The 18,040-nt window shown below is 55.4% G+C and carries 12 protein-coding genes and 3 rRNA genes; 14 read left to right on the plus strand and 1 reads right to left on the minus strand.

All coding sequences use genetic code 11. The features are described 5' to 3' along the window. Window positions 1-68 precede the first annotated feature (68 nt). A complete protein-coding gene (locus tag KBP54_RS05545; protein WP_256006572.1) occupies window positions 69-1,448 on the plus strand; it encodes a GntP family permease in 1,380 nt (459 codons plus the stop codon). 63 nt (window positions 1,449-1,511) lie between these two features. Here the strand turns inward: KBP54_RS05545 and KBP54_RS05550 are convergent, their stop codons facing one another. Then, window positions 1,512-2,084, minus strand: a complete 573-nt coding sequence (locus KBP54_RS05550) for a hypothetical protein (protein ID WP_256006574.1) — start codon at window positions 2,082-2,084, stop codon at window positions 1,512-1,514. Window positions 2,085-2,109: 25 nt separating this feature from the next. On the opposite strand from KBP54_RS05550, the gene KBP54_RS05555 reads away from it, so the two are divergent. From KBP54_RS05555 to KBP54_RS05615, 13 genes are all read left to right on the plus strand, one after another. Next, window positions 2,110-3,625: ribosomal RNA gene (locus KBP54_RS05555) — 16S ribosomal RNA — on the plus strand. A gap of 436 nt (window positions 3,626-4,061) precedes the next feature. Next, window positions 4,062-7,139, plus strand: a 23S ribosomal RNA gene (locus KBP54_RS05560). Between the two features lie 161 nt (window positions 7,140-7,300). Further along, a 5S ribosomal RNA gene (rrf, locus tag KBP54_RS05565) occupies window positions 7,301-7,419 on the plus strand. The 16S, 23S and 5S rRNA genes sit together here, the layout of an rRNA operon. Before the next feature lie 518 nt (window positions 7,420-7,937). Continuing rightward, complete coding sequence (locus KBP54_RS05570) at window positions 7,938-8,612, plus strand: hypothetical protein (protein ID WP_240492714.1); 675 nt, start codon at window positions 7,938-7,940, stop codon at window positions 8,610-8,612. Next, on the plus strand, window positions 8,612-9,604 hold the full coding sequence (locus KBP54_RS05575) for an HAD-IIA family hydrolase (RefSeq protein WP_083433158.1): 993 nt from the start codon (window positions 8,612-8,614) through the stop codon (window positions 9,602-9,604). Before KBP54_RS05570 ends, KBP54_RS05575 begins: the two co-directional genes overlap by 1 nt. 189 nt (window positions 9,605-9,793) lie before the next feature. Continuing rightward, entirely contained in the window at window positions 9,794-10,618 is an 825-nt protein-coding gene (locus tag KBP54_RS05580) for a TlyA family RNA methyltransferase (RefSeq protein ID WP_070477182.1), read from the plus strand. Between the two features lie 2 nt (window positions 10,619-10,620). Next, on the plus strand, window positions 10,621-11,544 hold the full coding sequence (locus tag KBP54_RS05585) for an NAD kinase (protein WP_070977101.1): 924 nt from the start codon (window positions 10,621-10,623) through the stop codon (window positions 11,542-11,544). 6 nt (window positions 11,545-11,550) lie between these two features. Next, entirely contained in the window at window positions 11,551-13,275 is a 1,725-nt protein-coding gene (recN, locus tag KBP54_RS05590; RefSeq protein WP_256006576.1) for a DNA repair protein RecN, read from the plus strand. A 49-nt stretch (window positions 13,276-13,324) separates the two neighbouring features. Next, a complete protein-coding gene (steA, locus tag KBP54_RS05595; RefSeq protein ID WP_256006577.1) occupies window positions 13,325-14,515 on the plus strand; it encodes a putative cytokinetic ring protein SteA in 1,191 nt (396 codons plus the stop codon). 19 nt (window positions 14,516-14,534) lie between these two features. Next, on the plus strand, window positions 14,535-15,341 hold the full coding sequence (locus tag KBP54_RS05600) for a copper transporter (protein ID WP_083329555.1): 807 nt from the start codon (window positions 14,535-14,537) through the stop codon (window positions 15,339-15,341). Then, window positions 15,338-15,985, plus strand: a complete 648-nt coding sequence (locus tag KBP54_RS05605; protein WP_070362505.1) for an NUDIX domain-containing protein — start codon at window positions 15,338-15,340, stop codon at window positions 15,983-15,985. Before KBP54_RS05600 ends, KBP54_RS05605 begins: the two co-directional genes overlap by 4 nt. Continuing rightward, a complete protein-coding gene (xerD, locus tag KBP54_RS05610) occupies window positions 15,986-16,903 on the plus strand; it encodes a site-specific tyrosine recombinase XerD (RefSeq protein WP_256006579.1) in 918 nt (305 codons plus the stop codon). It abuts the gene before it with no gap. 50 nt (window positions 16,904-16,953) lie between these two features. Then, entirely contained in the window at window positions 16,954-17,988 is a 1,035-nt protein-coding gene (locus KBP54_RS05615) for a hypothetical protein (protein WP_256006580.1), read from the plus strand. The last annotated feature ends 52 nt before the right edge of the window (window positions 17,989-18,040 follow it).

Below are 18,040 nucleotides of genomic sequence, written 5' to 3' on the forward strand. Positions count from 1 at the left end.
TTGACGCCCCGTAGATCGGTGCGTCGATACGGCCTTGAAGCCTCGCTTGAGAAGAGACAGGATAGCTCATGGAAACTTGGGAACAGACGTTGTCGGCCGGCCCCTTAATGGGGATCGCTGCGGTCGGCATTGCCCTCATTCTTTTGCTCATTATTCAGTTCAAGGTCCATGCGTTCGTCACGCTGATTCTTGTGTCTGTCTTGACCGCTATCGCGGCAGGCATTCCAACAGGAGAACTGTATGACGTTGTGATGGGCGGCTTCCGATCCACACTTGGCGACGTCGGTATTCTTGTCGGTTTGGGCGCGATGCTTGGCAAACTTATTGAGTACTCCGGTGGCGCTAGAGTCCTCGCCAACACGATGATCGATAGGTTCGGCGAGCGGCGAGCGCCGATGGCGCTTGGTGTGGCCTCGCTCTTGCTTGGCTTCCCAATGTTTTTCGACGCCGGCCTCGTTGTCATGCTGCCGATCATTTTCGCAGTTGCCGCTCGTATCGGTGGACCAATCTTGCTCTACGCAATTCCGACGGTTGCTGCATTCTCTGTCATGCACGTCTTCGTGCCTCCGCATCCAGGACCAGTCGCTGCTTCGACATTCTTCGACACAAACCTTGGTCTGCTGATCGTTTTTGGCTTGATTGTTGCAGTTCCAACGTTTTATGTTTCGGGCCTTTTGTGGGGTAAGTATTGCGCAAAGAAGTTCCCGTTTACGTCAGTAGCAAACGCCGTTTTCAACTCGGACGACAGCGATATTAAGTCATTGCCGAAAACAGGCACTGTCATTACGATTCTGCTACTCCCGATGCTGTTGATATTCCTGAACACGGGTGTCGACTTTGCGACGAAATCTGGCGCAATTACAGGTGACGAAACCTGGGCGCAGGCGTTCACATTCCTTGGAAAGTCCGGTATTGCGCTGTTGATTTCGGTTCTCGTCGCGCTTCCAGTGCTCGGGACCTCACGTGGGGTGAAGGGTTCGGCGCTGGAAAAACTCGTCGATTCGGCGTTAGGGCCAATTGCATCCGTTGTGTTCATTACTGGTGCCGGTGGCATGTACGGCGGAGTTCTTCGTGCGTCTGGTATCGGCGATGCCATCGCGGATCTCATGCAAGGACTAGGAATTCCAGTCATCCTCGCTGTGTACTTGGTAGCGGTGATCATGCGCGTTGCGCAGGGATCTGCAACTGTAGCGCTGACAACCACGGCCGGATTGATGGCTCCAGCAGTACTGGCTGGCGGCTACTCGGAAATTCAGATCGTCGCAATTACATTGGCGTGTGCGGCCGGTTCGGTTTGCTGCTCTCTAGTGAACGACTCCGGCTTCTGGCTTGTGGGCCGTCTTTTTGGGATGGACGTCAAGACCACACTGAAAACTTGGACGCTGCAGCAGACCATAGAATCCGTGGCGGCATTCCTAATCACGCTTCTGATCTTTGTCCTTTTCTAACTCCTTGAGAAGGCGTTAGGGGAACGCAATCTGATCCGTTAGCGCCTTCTCAATAAACTACTTCTACCAGCCAATTTGTGTTGTTGTTGGTGTGTGTGTAACTTTATGTGAGTCAGCGAGACCGACAACGCCCCGCCAGACAGACTCGGTAAAGAGTTGGTTGGTGAGATGGCGGTTAGGAAAACTACCGCTGGCCGACATAACAAAATAGGTTCTGTGATGCGGCGCGTGTTTGCGTTGTTGAGAATGTTTTGTTAGTGTCAATCTTCGTCGCTTTGAATGCGCCACTGTGTTTTGTGGTGTGTTTGGGTGTGCGGTTGTTGTTTGAGAACTCGATAGTGTGCCAATGTACTTTTTATTTTTTTGATTGCATTGACTTTTGGTTGCGTGCTGTGTGCCATGTTTTGGTGTGTGCCGGCGGTGATGCTTGAACCTATGATTGGGTGTCACTGGTTGGTGCAGATGCATGGTCGCGTTGACTTTATTGGTTGATGTGGTTGTGACTGGTCCTGTTTTGCCCCGTCGGGTTGGGACCGGTGTTGTTTGTACTTTACTTTTTTGTAATTTTAGGATTTTGCCAGACACTGACTGTTGTTGGTGGTTGGTTTGTTTTTGGTTAGGTTTTGGGCTTTTCACGGCCTTGTTTCTTTCTGAAATAGTTTTTGTGGAGAGTTTGATCCTGGCTCAGGATGAACGCTGGCGGCGTGCTTAACACATGCAAGTCGAACGGAAAGGCCAGTGCTTGCACTGGTACTCGAGTGGCGAACGGGTGAGTAACACGTGGGTGATCTGCCCTGTACTTCGGGATAAGCTTGGGAAACTGGGTCTAATACCGGATAGGACAACTTTTTGGATATTGTTGTGGAAAGCTTTTGCGGTATGGGATGAGCTCGCGGCCTATCAGCTTGTTGGTGGGGTAATGGCCTACCAAGGCGTCGACGGGTAGCCGGCCTGAGAGGGTGTACGGCCACATTGGGACTGAGATACGGCCCAGACTCCTACGGGAGGCAGCAGTGGGGAATATTGCACAATGGGCGCAAGCCTGATGCAGCGACGCCGCGTGGGGGATGAAGGCCTTCGGGTTGTAAACTCCTTTCGCTAGGGACGAAGCTTTTTGTGACGGTACCTGGAGAAGAAGCACCGGCTAACTACGTGCCAGCAGCCGCGGTAATACGTAGGGTGCGAGCGTTGTCCGGAATTACTGGGCGTAAAGAGCTCGTAGGTGGTTTGTCGCGTCGTTTGTGTAAGTCCACAGCTTAACTGTGGGACTGCAGGCGATACGGGCATAACTTGAGTGCTGTAGGGGAGACTGGAATTCCTGGTGTAGCGGTGAAATGCGCAGATATCAGGAGGAACACCGATGGCGAAGGCAGGTCTCTGGGCAGTAACTGACGCTGAGGAGCGAAAGCATGGGTAGCGAACAGGATTAGATACCCTGGTAGTCCATGCCGTAAACGGTGGGCGCTAGGTGTGAGTCCCTTCCACGGGATTTGTGCCGTAGCTAACGCATTAAGCGCCCCGCCTGGGGAGTACGGCCGCAAGGCTAAAACTCAAAGGAATTGACGGGGGCCCGCACAAGCGGCGGAGCATGTGGATTAATTCGATGCAACGCGAAGAACCTTACCTGGGCTTGACATGTAGCGGATCGCCGCAGAGATGTGGTTTCCCTTGTGGTCGCTATACAGGTGGTGCATGGTTGTCGTCAGCTCGTGTCGTGAGATGTTGGGTTAAGTCCCGCAACGAGCGCAACCCTTGTCTTATGTTGCCAGCATGTAATGGTGGGGACTCATGAGAGACTGCCGGGGTTAACTCGGAGGAAGGTGGGGATGACGTCAAATCATCATGCCCCTTATGTCCAGGGCTTCACACATGCTACAATGGTCGGTACAGCGCGTTTGCTACCTTGTGAGGGGATGCTAATCGCACAAAGCCGGCCTTAGTTCGGATTGGGGTCTGCAACTCGACCCCATGAAGTCGGAGTCGCTAGTAATCGCAGATCAGCAACGCTGCGGTGAATACGTTCCCGGGCCTTGTACACACCGCCCGTCACGTCATGAAAGTTGGTAACACCCGAAGCCAGTGGCCTGTCATGGGAGCTGTCGAAGGTGGGATCGGCGATTGGGACGAAGTCGTAACAAGGTAGCCGTACCGGAAGGTGCGGCTGGATCACCTCCTTTCTAAGGAGTTTTTTATTGTGGCTCACAGTTGTGGGCTTGTTTGTTGGTTGAGTCACCGTGGGTGTGGCTGCCAATTGTTGTTTCCGGGTGGAGACACACCAGTCACGGACTGTCATGCATTCGTGTGGTGGTTGTGGTTGTGGTTGCAGTGTGGCCGGGTTTTTGTAGTCAAAAAGAAGTGTTAATTATTGTGTGTTGGTGCACTGTTGGGTGTCTGAGGCAGCAGTTGTGTTGTCTTGAATGATTCCGCGTGTTGATCACTGACTGGTTTGGTTGGTGGTTGGTGTGTGGGGTGTGTTGTGTGAGAACTGTATAGTGGACGCGAGCATCTTTATTCTTGTGGAAGAATTTTTTGATTGTAAGTTTGCCTAACAACAAGTGATTGTCATGCTGTTTGTGTGTGGTGGTTGTTTGTTGTTTGTTTGTTGTGTGTTTTTGTTTTGTTACAAGGGCGTACGGTGGATGCCTTGGCATGCTTAGCCGATGAAGGACGTGTGAGGCTGCGTTATGCCTCGGGGAGTTGCCAACAAAGCGTTGATCCGAGGATGTCCGAATGGGGAAACCTGGCACTTGTTATGGAGTGTTACCTGCAGATGAATGTATAGTCTGTGTGGGGGTTACGCGGGGAAGTGAAACATCTCAGTACCCGTAGGAGAAGAAAACAATTGTGATTCTGCTAGTAGTGGCGAGCGAACGTGGATGAGGCTAAACCATGCGTGTGTGATACCTGGCAGGGGTTGCGCGTGTGGTGTTGTGGGCGATGATTGTGGGTATGCTGCCATGTACCCCTATGATGCGGCGTGTTAGCGGAAGTCACCTGGGATGGTGTGCCGGAGAGGGTGAGAGCCCCTGTACGTGAAGGCGTGTCGTGTTGTGGTGATTGTTTGCCCGAGTAGCAGTGGGCTCGTGGAATCTGCTGTGAATCTGCCGGGACCACCCGGTAAGCCTAAATACTAAGTGTGACCGATAGTGAATAAGTACCGTGAGGGAATGGTGAAAAGTACCCCGGGAGGGGAGTGAAAGAGTTCCTGAAACCGTGCGCTTACAATCCGTCAGAGCACCGCGTGTGTGTGATGGCGTGCCTTTTGAAGAATGAGCCTGCGAGTCAGCGGCATGTCGCGAGGTTAACCCGTGTGGGGTAGTCGTAGCGAAAGCGAATCCTAATTGGGTGTTGTAAGTGGCATGTCCTGGACCCGAAGCGGGGTGATCTACCCATGGCCAGTGTGAAGCAGCTGTAAGAGGTTGTGGAGGCGCGAACCCACTTAGGTTGAAAACTGAGGGGATGAGTTGTGGGTAGGGGTGAAAGGCCAATCAAACTCCGTGATAGCTGGTTCTCCCCGAAATGCATTTAGGTGCAGCGTTATAGTAGTTTGCCGGAGGTAGAGCTACTGGTTGGTTGAGCGGGACTATCATCTTAGCAACATCAGCCAAACTCCGAATGCCGGTTAAGTGTTCTATAGCAGTGAGACTGTGGGGGATAAGCTTCATAGTCGAGAGGGAAACAGCCCAGATCGCCGGTTAAGGCCCCTAAGGGTGTACTAAGTGGAAAAGGATGTGGGATCGCGAAGACAGCCAGGAGGTTGGCTTAGAAGCAGCCATCCTTGAAAGAGTGCGTAATAGCTCACTGGTCGAGTGGTTCTGCGCCGACAATGTAGTGGGGCTCAAGTACACCGCCGAAGCCGCGGCATAGTTTTTACTATGGGTAGGGGAGCGTCGTGCATGGGGTGAAGCCATACTGTAAGGGGTGGTGGACTGTGTGCGAGTGAGAATGCAGGCATGAGTAACGAGAGATACGTGAGAATCGTATCCGCTGGATGACTAAGGGTTCCTGGGTCAAGTTCGTCTTCCCAGGGTGAGTCGGGTCCTAAGGCGAGGCCGACAGGCGTAGTCGATGGTCAACGGGTTGATATTCCCGTACCCGTATGCATGCGACAAAGAGTGAAGCGGTGATACTAACCACCCTGAACTGGCAACATGCGCACCACTTGTGGTGTGTGGTTGTTGGTGATGCGTGGGGCCTGATCCGTGGTAGTTCAGTGATGGGGTGACGCAGTCAGGTAGCCGCGCCAAGTGTTGGATTACTTGGTGTAAGCGTGTGGCACGTCGACTTGTGAAATGCGGTCGATATTTTGTGTGAGGCGTGATGCGTAGCCCAATTGTGGGTGATGGTGGTGATCCTTTGCTGTCGAGAAAAGCCTCTAGCGATGTGTGTGTATGGCCCGTACCCGAAACCGACACAGGTGGTCAGGTAGAGAATACTAAAGCGGTCGGGTGAACTGTGGTTAAGGAATTCGGCAAATTGCCCCCGTAACTTCGGGAGAAGGGGGGCCCTTGCTGGTTGCATACCTTTTTCGGTGTGTTGCTGGTGGGGGTCGCAGAGAATAGAGGGGAGCGACTGTTTATCAAAAACACAGGTCCGTGCGAAGACGGTTAAGTTGATGTATACGGACTGACGCCTGCCCGGTGCTGGAAGGTTAAGAGGACCTGTTAGGACTCATGTCCGAAGCGGAGAATTTAAGCCCCAGTAAACGGCGGTGGTAACTATAACCATCCTAAGGTAGCGAAATTCCTTGTCGGGTAAGTTCCGACCTGCACGAATGGCGTAACGACTCCCCTGCTGTCTCAACCACAGGCCCGGTGAAATTGCAGTACGAGTAAAGATGCTCGTTTCGCGCGGCAGGACGAAAAGACCCCGGGACCTTCACTATAGCTTGGTATTGGTATTCGGTGCGGTTTGTGTAGGATAGGTGGGAGACTGTGAAGTGGTCACGCTAGTGATTGTGGAGTCGTTGTTGAAATACCACTCTGACCGTAGTGGATGTCTAACCTTGGCCCATGATCTGGGTTGGGGACAGTGCCTGGTGGGTAGTTTAACTGGGGCGGTTGCCTCCCAAAATGTAACGGAGGCGCCCAAAGGTTCCCTCAGCCTGGTTGGCAATCAGGTGGTGAGTGTAAGTGCACAAGGGAGCTTGACTGTGAGACTTACAAGTCGAGCAGGGACGAAAGTCGGGACTAGTGATCCGGCACCTACTTGTGGATGTGGTGTCGCTCAACGGATAAAAGGTACCCCGGGGATAACAGGCTGATCTTCCCCAAGAGTCCATATCGACGGGATGGTTTGGCACCTCGATGTCGGCTCGTCGCATCCTGGGGCTGGAGTAGGTCCCAAGGGTTGGGCTGTTCGCCCATTAAAGCGGCACGCGAGCTGGGTTCAGAACGTCGTGAGACAGTTCGGTCTCTATCCGCCGCGCGCGTTGAAACTTGAAGAAGGCTGTCCCTAGTACGAGAGGACCGGGACGGACGTACCTCTGGTGTGCCAGTTGTTCCGCCAGGAGCAGGGCTGGTTGGCTACGTACGGGAGGGATAACCGCTGAAAGCATCTAAGCGGGAAGCCTGTTTTGAGATGAGGTTTCGTTTGAGGTTCCCTAGAGATGATGGGGTTGATAGGCCGGATCTGGTAGCACTGTGAGGTGTGTAAGGTGACTGGTACTAATTACACCGAGACTAAAACAAACACATGGTGTGCATTGTTTATGGTCAAATTAATGAGTGTTCTTCCGCGAGAAGAGAGTGTTTGCGTCCACTGTGCAGTGTCTGGCATGACATGCCTGTGCTGATTATTTGAATATTGTCGTTGTTATCAACAGTATTGTGTTGGCACGATTATTTGGTCGTGTCGGTGGTTGATGGCGGCGGGGAAACGCCCGGTCCCTTTCCGAACCCGGTTAGCTAAGCCCGCCCGCGCTGATGGTACTGCACCTGGGAGGGTGTGGGAGAGTAGGTTACCGCCGGCCTATAACTTCATTTTCTTGTGTGTGGTGGGTTCCATTATTCCCGTTGTGGGGGTGGTGGTACCCACCACACTCTTTTTTGTGCACCCCCACAACAAACAACGAGGGCCGTCTCTACGAAGTCTGATGACGCCAGCGCTCCTTGTTTGTAGACTCAGAGGTGCAACTCTGGCTGACCGGATGATTGGGAATTTGTTTCAACAGGTGCACAATAAGTTCTTATTTTCGGACATTCCTGTTTATAATGACTTGTTCCAATAGAAAGGTGTTTCATGTCCGATCGCTCTAACGAGAGACCACGTCGCAACCACGGTTCTTCTTCCTCCAAGGGGCGGAACGGGCGGCCAGGCAATGGGGGCCGGAAAGGTCGGCGCGACGACAGTAGGGATCGTCGCAATGATCGCAGCGGTGACGGCCGTGGTAGGAGCAGAAACGCTCGTCCTGGCGGCGATGAAGAACGCAAATTCAACAATCGTCACAATCGCTCGCAGCCTCGTCGGCAGGGCTACCGCGAGGATAGGATGGCTCAAAAGCTTTCTGAACCCGACCTGCCTTCCGATCTTGACATCAGTGTTCTCGACCCGTCCGTGCTGCAAGATTTGAAGGTGTTGTCACATGACAACGCAACTCGCGTCGCGAAGCACATGATTATGGCTGCAGAGCTGCTCGACGACGACCCGGCGCTTGCCTTGCGGCATGCTAGGGCAGCAAAGAATCGTGCCGGACGTGTTGGGGTTGTTCGTGAAACGAATGGTGTAATCGCTTACCACGCAGGTGAGTGGAAAGAGGCACTTTCTGAGCTGCGAGCTGCCCGGCGCATGAGTGGCGGCCCTGGGCTTTTGGCTGTGATGGCTGATGCTGAACGCGGACTTGGTCGTCCCGAGAAGGCGTTGGAGCTTGGTCGGAGTCCTGAGGCGCGAGACCTCGATCGTGAGGGACGTATTGAGCTTGCCATCGTTCTTTCTGGTGCGCGTCGCGATCTGGGCCAGGTTGATTCTGCGATTGCGACGTTGGAACGTGTACGTCCGAACAAGGACGAGCGGGACGTCTCTGCAATGCGTTTGTCTTACGCCTACGCCGACGCATTGCTGGCTGCTGGCCGAAAGGCTGAAGCGGCTGACTGGTTCAAGCATGTTATTGAGTTGGATCCGGAGATGTTGACGGATGCGAAGCAGCGTTTGGAAGAGACGGAGTAGTGGCTTTGGGTTCTCTTGCTCATCAATATGACGTGTTGCTCTTTGACTTAGACGGCACGGTTTGGGAGGGCGGCCGCGCGTTAGACAATGCGGTTTCCAGCATCATCGAATGTGGTGTGACACCTTTCTACATCACGAATAATGCATCCCGGCCTTCGGCCCTCGTCGCCGAAATGCTTGGTGATATTGGGCTAGAGTGCTCGAGTGAGGAGATTATTACCTCAGCAGAGGCAGCTTTGGAGCTAGCGCGACCCCTGTTGAAAGAGGATGATCCCATCCTTGTTCTTGGTGCGCAGTCGTTCAAAGACTTGGTTTCTGGGGCCGGTTATCGCGTAGTCTCTAGTGCTGACGACGCACCAGTTGCGGTGTTACAAGGGCACTGCCCGGAAACTGGGTGGCGTGAGCTGTCTGAAGCAGCGTTGGCGATTCACAACGGGGCGGTCTACTTGGCTTCAAACCTTGATACTTCCTTGCCGATGGAGCGGGGGCTTATGGTCGGTAACGGCTCGATGGTGGCGGCGGTGACGTCAGCAACCGGCGTTGTCCCAGAGGCGGCCGGAAAGCCAGAACCGGCTATGTTCCATCAGGCTGTGAAGCTGTCGGGTGCTACGCGAGCGTTGGCGGTCGGTGACCGTTTAGATACCGATATTGCCGGTGGAAATCGTGCGGGGATGGATACGTTGCAGGTACTTACAGGTGTGTCTGGTCCTTATGCTTTGTTGGCGGCTAAGCCGGTGGAGCGCCCGACATATATTGGTGATGACTTGCGTAGCCTCTTGGCAGATGCGGAGAGCTTGCGGCCGGGAGCACAGGGCGGTTTCGTGGCGAAGCTGCAAGGAGATACGCTCCTGCTTAACGGTGGTGCTGCATCTTCTTCGCCTACGGAGGCCTTGCGAACGGCTCTGGCTGTTGCGTGGTCTGCAGAGGCCGAAGTACGAGTGGTTGAGCCGGTATCGCAGTGGGCGCAGAAGGCTGTGGAGTCGTGGTGGTAGGGCACGCCCCGAAACCCCACGATCCAAGGCGAGTCGGCATTTCACCGGAAGAATTGCGTTCGAAGGTAGATAGTGTGCTGGCGCGGATGCCGTCTACGATAAGGGATGAACTTGAACAGTTGGCTGAGGCTCATGACGTTTTAGCAGAAGCGCTAAAAGACTGAGCATCGCCGTAGGAGAGGAGTACGGGTGGCACCTGGTCGGCGACGCCTTGACGCAGAACTTGTTCGACGAAAGATCGCTCGTTCACGGGAGCAGGCCCGGACATGGATTATTGAAGGACGCGTTGAGGTCGGAGGGTTTCCTGCAAAAAAGCCAGCTACAGTTGTCGAACCCGATGTTTCCATCAAGGTCGATGTTGATAACACCGATGACTGGGCTTCCCGTGGCGCGCACAAACTTCTGGGGGCACTAGAGCACTTCGAAAAGCTTGGGTTTACGGTCAAGGATAGGACGGTGATTGACGCGGGAGCGTCAACGGGGGGATTCACTGACGTTTTGCTACGAAGAGGTGTCCGCCGGGTCTTTGCGGTAGATGTCGGTTACGGGCAATTACTTTGGCGGCTGCAAAACGATCCGCGTGTGACGGTGATGGACCGTGTGAATATACGGTCGTTGACTGCCGACATGCTGAGCGAGTCGGCCAATTGCATGGTGGGTGATTTATCGTTTATCTCTTTGAAGCTTGTGCTTCCTGCGCTGGTAGCAGCGCTTGAGGACGAGGCGGACCTCCTGCCGATGGTGAAACCACAGTTTGAGGTTGGTAAAGACCGCGTTGGTCACGGGGGTGTCGTTCGTTCGGCAGAGCTGCGTCGAGAAGCAGTGGTAGATGTCGCATTGTTCGCACAGTCGCTGGGGCTTGAGGTGAAATCAATGGTTGCATCTCCGTTGCCAGGTCCGAGTGGTAACGTAGAATACTTTCTGTGGCTGCGTAAGACAGCAAATGCGCAGGAACAATCTGTCGAGGCCGTCGAAGAGATGGCAGCACAGGCGGTGCAGGAAGGGCCAGCGTAGACATGTCTGTAGATGATCGGCGACGCATTTTGTTGGTGCCCCATTTTTACAGGCCCGACAATATTGAGGCTGCAGCGAATTCTGCCCGGATGCTGCAGCAGGCTGGCATTGAGGTGCAGTTGCTTTCTGCGGGGGAATCAAGTCCCGCTGAAGAGGATCCAGTATTGCAGAAGCTCGAGCACGTAAGCCCAGGGGCCGAGGCTGGCCGAGGCTGCGAGCTTGTATTTGTGCTTGGAGGCGATGGAACGTTTTTACGCGCAGCAAACTTTGCGCACCTTCAGGACATTCCAGTGCTCGGGGTGAATCTCGGCCATGTGGGATTCTTGGCAGAGTCCGAAGCGGAAAGCCTGGAAGATGTGCTGTCCTCGGTGATAGCGCGCTCATATCGGGTTGAAGACCGCATGACACTTGACGTGCGGGTTTTGGATGCGACGGGTGAAGTGCTTGGCGAAAGTTGGGCGCTGAATGAATGCAGCATTGAGAACTCGGATCGTACAAGAGTGCTTGATGCGTTTCTAGAGATTGATTACAGGCCGGTGTCTTCGTTCGGTTGTGATGGTGTGCTGGTATCTACGCCTACTGGATCAACCGCGTATGCTTTTTCGGCTGGTGGTCCGGTGATGTGGCCTGAGCTCGATGCCATCTTGGTGGTTCCGAATAATGCGCATGCCCTCTTCGCGAAGCCAATGGTTGTTTCACCATTGTCGACGGTAGCGGTTGAGTCCTTTTCGACGACCAGCTCCGCTGTTGTCGTGATGGATGGGGTTCGTAGGATTATGATGCCGCCAGGTGCACGGGTCGAAGTGACGCGTGGTCGCCGCCCGGTGCGCTGGGTTCGGCTTGATGAGCGTCCGTTTACCGACCGCCTGGTGGAGAAGTTTCAGCTTCCGGTATCTGGGTGGCGTGGCCCAGACAAAGAGAGGTAGATCGGCGTGCTGTCGGAAATTGCTATCAGGAACCTTGGTGTGATCCCTCACGCTAGCGCGGAGCTCTCGGAAGGTTTGACAGTCCTTACGGGTGAAACTGGCGCCGGTAAGACGATGGTGGTCACGGGTTTGCGGCTGTTGACTGGTGGTCGTGCTGATGCTTCTCGTGTTCGGACGGGAGCGCCGGAAGCGGTGGTGGAGGGCGCGTTCGCGGTAACAGGAATCCACGAGGACAGTCGCGAGGCTATTGCGAAGATCGCGGCGGACGCTGGCGCGGTCCTCGATGAAAACGGTGAGTACGTCGTAGTCCGTTCCGTAAAATCGACAGGCAGGTCGAAGGCACACTTTGGTGGCCGGGCGGTACCGGCTGCGACACTCAGCGAAGTCTCCTCGCACCTGCTTACGATTCATGGCCAGAACGATCAGCTACGTTTGATGTCGCCAGAACAGCAACTACATGCGTTGGACCGCTTCGATCCTGCTGCTTCAAAGGTTCTCCGTGCGTATCAGGAAGCGTGGAAGCGCTGGCGCGTTGCGAAGAGAGATTTAGAGGAGCGGACAAAGCGGCGTCGAGAATTAGCGATGGAACAGGACCGTCTCCTGTTTGCTGTCAACGAGATCGACGAGGTCGCACCCGAGCCAGGTGAAGACGCTGAGCTCGTCTCTGCGATTCAGCGCCTGCAAGATGTTGATGGATTGCGCTCCGCGGTTCAAGAGGCGATGGTTGCAATCGATGGCGCTGAGGCGGTTGGTGAGTATGACGAGGCGTCCGCCGCTTCAGATTTGGTAGGGCAGGCTGCGAGTGCACTTGGTGCATCCACTGATACGCAGCTGCAGGAGCTGGGGCGTCGACTAGAAGAAGCCGCCACTGTGCTTTCGGATGTTTCTTCGGAACTTGGAACGTATTTGTTTTCGTTGGATGCGGATCCGCATGCGCTCGAGAACATGCTTCAGAGGCAACAGTCGTTAAAAGTGCTGACCCGAAAGTACGCGTCGGACATTGATGGTGTGCTGCGTTGGAGGGACGAGGCGCAGCAACGGTTGGCGTCAATTGATACGTCGGATGAGGCCCTCGCGGAGCTTCAACTGCGGGTTGATGACGCTGCGACCGAGATGAAGCAGCACGCTGAGGAGTTGACGGGCATTCGTCGCGATGCTGCACGACGGTTCTCTGAGGCGGTGACACAGGAGTTGCATGGGCTGGCGATGCCTAAGGCTGTGCTGAGCGTCCGCGTTGAGGGGGCAGACTACGGCCGTGATGGCGCTGATGCTGTCGAGATTTGTCTGTCGCCTAACGCTGCGTCAGAGCCAAAGCCATTGGCAACCAGCGCGTCAGGAGGTGAGCTTTCACGCGTCATGCTCGCGATTGAAGTGATCCTTGCCGGGTCAACGCACGGTGCGACATTCGTCTTTGATGAGGTTGATGCTGGTGTCGGTGGTCAGGCCGCGGTGGAGATAGGGCGTCGCCTTGCACGGCTCGCAGTAAACAATCAGGTAATTGTGGTGACGCACCTGCCACAGGTTGCGGCTTACGCGGACAGACACTTACACGTTGCGAAGAACGTTGGCGATGAAACCGTGACATCAGGAGTGCTTGTGCTTGACGATGCCGAGCGCGTGGAGGAACTAGCTCGCATGATGGCTGGGATGGCGAACTCGGAAACAGGAAAGGCGCACGCGGCGGAGCTACTGGAGCAGGCACAGCGCGAAACAAAAGAGTTTCGTCGATAGCCCGCGCGCCTAGCAGTACTTGGCGTGCGATGCAGGCAGAATTCAACATATGACTGAAACTTCTGCAACTTCTGAATCGACTAGCGCGCCGTTGCAGGGACCGCTGCGTGATTGCACGCCGCAAGGCAAGGGGCGCGGCCGTCTTCGTTCTGGGGATATTGCCTTCGTTGATGCTCCAGATATCAGCCGTAGGGAAGCTGAGATGTTGATCAACGCGGCACCGGCGGCGGTTGTCAATATTGCACGATTTAGCACTGGGGCTGTGCCTAATTACGGCCCGCACTTGCTTCTCGACGCCGGCATTCCACTGTTTGAAGCTGCCGGTGCGGAGATGCGGGCGTCGATACGCGATGGCAAGAAGACATCCGTAACGGCTTCGGGTGAGATCAAGGTTGGGCGCAAGGAAGTCGGTTCTGCTTCACCAGTGGTGCGCGCTGATGTTGACGCGACGTTTATTGAAGCACAGCGTCACCTCGTAGATCACATGGAGGCGTACTTCGGAAACACGATCGAATTTATTCACTCCGAATCGCCGCTGCTTATCGATGGTGTTGGCGCGCCTGAGTTAGGTGACGTGATTGCGGACCGAAAAGTTATTATCGCGAGCCCGTGCCCAGATCTCCGAGAACGTATCGAATCGTTGCGCAATTTCATCCGTGAGTTCACACCTGTGCTGATTGGCGTAGGCAAGGCGACGAATACCTTGGCGGAGATGGGGTACGCGCCCGACTTTATCGTGGGCGACCCGGGCGACGTGGCTGAAGAAAATTTGCGAAGCGACGCGCGGGTGATTTTGCCAGCGGACCCCGACGGCTACGCGCCTGGTCTGGAGCGCATCCAGGATCTTGGAGTAGGCGCGATGACGTTTCCCGCCGCGACCGAATCTGCAACAGACCTGGCGGTGTTACTGAGCGTGTTCCACGATGCAGAAATGATCGTGATGGTTGAGCAGCCCGTGAACCTGGACCGTATCTTTACCGAATCAGACGAAAGCTCGCCGGCAGCACTGCTCACTCGTTTGAAAGCGGGTCAAAAACTGGTGGATTCCACAGTGATAGCTGATTTGTACAATCTGACGACTGGTCGGGGAGTCGCCTGGGCATGGGCAATTTTGGGATTGCTTGTTGCTGCGGCGACGATTGTACTCATCGTCGGGCTTGGCGGGAGTGGGCCGTTTAGCACGAACCTGGCGGATACGTGGAACACGATAGTTACACAGCTGCAGAGTCTGTGGAGCTAATAGGGAGTAGGTGGTTTTGATGTCTTCAGGAAGTAGTTCGGCAGGTTATGTTGCAGCAGGTCTGGGCTGGGGCATTGCACTTGGTGTCGCAGCAGGAATGCTGGTGATTGCGCCAGCAATGGGCACGCTTGATTTTTCAACGTCGTCGCAGTTAGGCGAGTCGCAACAGTCGGCTGACGCCTCGCAGGGGACAAAATTTGAGTTTTCCGATGCAGTGATAGCTCAGCATTCGGCCGAGCTTGTTGCGAACACGCTGGATGGTAAGTCAGTGATGGTGCTTCGCACGCACGATGCGTCAGCAGAAGATGTCGATGCTGTAACGTGGCTGCTTCGCACCGCAGGGGCATCAGAAGCGGGCCAGATTACGTTGGGCGAGAAGTTTACCCAGCAGGAGTCGGCTGATGCATTGAGTACGATCATCGCGAACACCCTGCCGGCAGGAGCGCAGCTTTCCGTTGATCGACGCGCGCCTGGCACACATGCTGGTCAGTCGCTGGGGAGCGTTCTGCTCAAGGATCCAGCGACTGGTGAACCGGTGGCTCCGGAATCTGATCGTAATTTCGTTATAGAGGCGCTGCATGGAGGCGGTTTTATAGACGACACAGATGTTTCAGCGCCTGCTGATGCGATTGTTGTGATCGGCGCCGGTGATACCGGCGGGGAGCGTTCTTTCGGGACACAACTGTTGACAGACATGACCGCGGAGCTCAATGACTTAGCTGCGGCAGTGTATGCGGCGCCAGATGAAGACGGTGGGTTTGTTGATACGGAAGCAGGCAGGGTGTCGGCGGTGCTTTCGCTTGCGGAAGAATTGGCGGTCGAATGATGCACGAGTTTGAAGTTCAACAGTCGGAGCTGCTGCTGGATGCACCGATTATCGCGGTGCGCAAAGATATTGTTTCGATGCCGGGGGGCGCTTCCGCGGCACGCGAGATCGTAGAGCACTTCGGTGCGGTTGCAGTGGTGGCCGTCGATTCCAAACGAAGGATTGCGATGGTCCGCCAGTACCGGCACAGCGTTCGGCGCCGGTTGTGGGAACTTCCTGCTGGACTTCTCGACGTCAGCGAGGAAGACGCGCTTGTGTGCGCTCAGCGTGAGTTGGCCGAGGAAGCTGGTTTGGCTGCTGAGAAGTGGGCATTGTTGCTGGATCTGGTGACGTCCCCGGGTTTCGCAGAAGAAGCGGTGCGTGTGTACCTGGCTTCGGATCTCCGTGAGGCCCCTCGTGGTGAAGCCGAGTTCGAAGAAGCCGATATGGTGCTGGAATGGGTGCCAATTGAAGAGGCACAATCGATGGTGTTTCGCGGTGACATCGTGAACTCGATTGCGATTGCCGGAGTGATGGCAGCGGCGCGAGTGCTAGAAGGCGAGGTAGAGCCGCGTGATGTAACCGAGCCCTTTGACCTGCGGCCAAGATCGCTAGCAGAGCGACGCACAGCGCAAGGCGTCACGCCCGATATGAAGAGGATCTAGTTGGACGTCAATGAGCTTGTTAGGCGTTGGCTCGAGCACCTTGCAGTTGAACGAGGTCTTTCAGCAAACACATTGAGCAACTATCGTCGGGACCTTAGACGGTATGCCTCGTGGCTGCATGCCAACGGCAAAGCTAACTTGTCTGAGGTGACCGCTGCAGACATCGAGGCGTACCTGGCGGACCTACGGCGTGGAGTTGATGGGGCTGCGCCGTTGGCGGCATCTTCGGCTGCGCGCGCACTTGTGGTTGCCCGCGGACTACACAAGTTTGGGGTGCTTGAGGGCGTACTTGCAGGTGATGAATCAGCCCAAGTAGCTCCACCTTCGCCTGGTAAGAAGCTGCCCGATACGCTAAGTATCGAAGAGGTCGGCAAGATGCTGGACTCGTGCCCCACGGAGGAGCCGATTGGGTTACGAGACAAAGCGTTACTGGAGTTGCTCTACGCCACGGGGGCGCGTGTGTCGGAAGTACTGGCGCTCTACGTCGATGACTTCATGGCACTCGAAGGCGAACAGCACGCGGTGCTGACATTGACAGGCAAAGGCAATAAGCAGCGCATCGTGCCGGTGGGGTCGATGGCGAAGGAGGCCGTCGAAAAATATCTGGTGCGCGGACGCCCAGCGCTGGCCAAAGGGCGCTCTCATTCGCTGTTCCTGAACGCACGTGGCGGCAGCTTGTCTCGGCAAAGTGCTTGGACGGTCATCAAACGGGCCGCTGAGCGAGCCGGGATCACCAAGCATGTTTCTCCTCACACGTTGCGGCATTCTTTTGCAACACACATGCTCGACGGCGGCGCCGATGTACGAGTAGTGCAAGAACTGCTTGGGCACGCATCTGTGACGACTACCCAAATTTACACACACGTTACTGCGGAAAGCCTTCGGGAAGTCTGGCACGCTACGCACCCTCGTGCATAGGTATGTAGGGTTGACATGTTCTGATGCACGACCGGAAGGATTCTTGCCACATGGCTTTTCGACGACCCCACGTTCTCGCAACTGTCGCTGCTGCTACATGCGCTCTCGGGCTGAGCACCTCGGGAGTTGATATGAACGCGTATGCGCAGTTGCCGGAGGGGCTTGATCCTGCCGCGATCCAGCAGGCCATCCCTTCCGAGATCCACGTGCAGGCCGGGCAGACTACGACTGTCGACACCGGTGTTCCGCTGAGCCTCAATTACAGTTCGGGTGGCTGGACCGTTGTATCATCTGGCACTTCTGTGTCCGTGACTGCTCCTGATACTCCAGGTGCAACGGTGAGCGTTCCGGTCTCCGCTGGGGGATACTCGGCGACCGTGAATCTCGTCGCAGTGGGCGGTGGTGAGACCGTTGATGCTCCACCTGAGAGCGCTGCGGAGCCTGAAAACAATGATGGTGCTGGCAAGCCACATGGCGATAGCGTTGATGACTCAAACAGGGAAGGACACGGATCCGAGACTGGTTCAGGCTCAGATCAACGTGTGCACGACGCGCCTGCTGCGCCACAGGCCCACCGTGTCCCAGCCAAGGAGGTGGATACCACGAACGCGAAGCGCCTGGAGTTCGAGGGCGTCATCGAGGACAACAGCATTGTGGTGAAGGTGCCACTGAGTAAGGCCGGACAGCTGATGAAGTACGCTAAGACCGATAAGGAAGGCGCCACGCTTCGTTACGTAGACGTGGACGGCAATATCATTGAAGGTGTGAAGCGTGACGTGGACGTAGCGTCGCGCACACTGACATTAACGTACCCGGAGGGACAGACGCCGGATAACCCGTTCATCATGGAGGTTGTCCGGGATGGATCGGCGGCGGAGTTCATCGCGGTGATAACGTCAAAGAACGCTCCGACTGCTGCACCAAAGGATGGAAATGCCCAGGGAGGCGACAGTCAAGTGGAAACACTTGACGAATCGAGGGCGAATGACGGCCTTCTTGCCCTGGGCATCGCAGGAATTGCGGTACTGGTGGCCTTGCTGCTCATCGTGTTCCTGATTCGAAAGAGGCGACAGGCACATAACTAGGTATGGCATTGTAAGATGATTGCGTCAAGGGCTTACACGTGACGCGCATTGG

The sequence above is a fragment of the Corynebacterium pseudogenitalium genome (assembly GCF_024453815.1).
Classification (GTDB): domain Bacteria; phylum Actinomycetota; class Actinomycetes; order Mycobacteriales; family Mycobacteriaceae; genus Corynebacterium; species Corynebacterium pseudogenitalium.

Bases quoted from the DNA above. Each gene is read 5' to 3' on its own strand.
- KBP54_RS05605 (WP_070362505.1), top strand. From the start codon at position 15,338: ATGATGCACGAGTTTGAAGTTCAACAGTCGGAGCTGCTGCTGGATGCA.
- steA (WP_256006577.1), top strand. From the start codon at position 13,325: ATGACTGAAACTTCTGCAACTTCTGAATCGACTAGCGCGCCGTTGCAG.
- KBP54_RS05615 (WP_256006580.1), top strand. From the start codon at position 16,954: ATGGCTTTTCGACGACCCCACGTTCTCGCAACTGTCGCTGCTGCTACA.
- KBP54_RS05570 (WP_240492714.1), top strand. From the start codon at position 7,938: ATGGCTCAAAAGCTTTCTGAACCCGACCTGCCTTCCGATCTTGACATC.
- KBP54_RS05600 (WP_083329555.1), top strand. From the start codon at position 14,535: ATGTCTTCAGGAAGTAGTTCGGCAGGTTATGTTGCAGCAGGTCTGGGC.
- KBP54_RS05545 (WP_256006572.1), top strand. From the start codon at position 69: ATGGAAACTTGGGAACAGACGTTGTCGGCCGGCCCCTTAATGGGGATC.
- KBP54_RS05585 (WP_070977101.1), top strand. From the start codon at position 10,621: ATGTCTGTAGATGATCGGCGACGCATTTTGTTGGTGCCCCATTTTTAC.